Consider the following 680-nt stretch of genomic DNA (forward strand, 5'->3'; position numbering starts at 1 on the left):
CTGTTTAGGCTGTAAAAGAAGAAATTGATAAAGTATGAAACCAATGGGCATTCGCGCACAGCAAAAAGAAAAAACTCGTCGCAGCTTAATCGATGCAGCATTTAGCCAACTCAGTGCAGATCGTAGTTTTTCCAACCTAAGCTTGAGAGAAGTCGCTCGTGAGGCTGGAATAGCACCGACTTCCTTTTATCGTCACTTCAAAGATATGGATGAGCTTGGCTTGACCATGGTAGATGAGGGGGGCTTACTACTGCGCCAGCTAATGCGTCAAGCTAGGCAGCGTATAGTAAAAGAAGGCAGTGTTATTCGCACATCGGTTGAAACCTTTATGGAGTTCATTGAAAGCAGCCCTAACGTATTCAGACTGTTATTGCGAGAGCGCTCAGGAACCTCATTTGAGTTTCGTACAGCGGTAGCTCGCGAGATACAGCACTTTTCTGCTGAGTTAACCGAATACCTTATCACGACTGGCATGACACGAGATGAAGCTTTTACGCAAGCAGAAGCTTCGGTCATATTGGTCTTTAACTCAGGGGCAGAAGCATTAGATTTAGATCGACGTCAGCGAGACGAACTGGCTGAGCGTTTGATCATGCAATTGCGAATGATGGCCAAAGGGGCTTTTTGGTATCGTAAAGAACGTGAACGTAACCGATTAAAAGGCGGGATAGAATAATGTC

At 45.3% G+C, this 680-nt stretch carries 1 protein-coding gene; it reads left to right on the plus strand.

From position 1 onward, the window contains the following. The first annotated feature begins 34 nt into the window (after positions 1–34). Entirely contained in the window at positions 35–676 is a 642-nt protein-coding gene (gene fabR, locus A3712_RS19700; RefSeq protein WP_004740554.1) for an HTH-type transcriptional repressor FabR, read from the plus strand. The last annotated feature ends 4 nt before the right edge of the window (positions 677–680 follow it).

The organism is Vibrio sp. HI00D65 (assembly GCF_001635455.1).
GTDB lineage: Bacteria > Pseudomonadota > Gammaproteobacteria > Enterobacterales > Vibrionaceae > Vibrio.

Coding starts and splice junctions, on each gene's coding strand:
- fabR (WP_004740554.1), top strand. CDS start 35: ATGAAACCAATGGGCATTCGCGCACAGCAAAAAGAAAAAACTCGTCGC.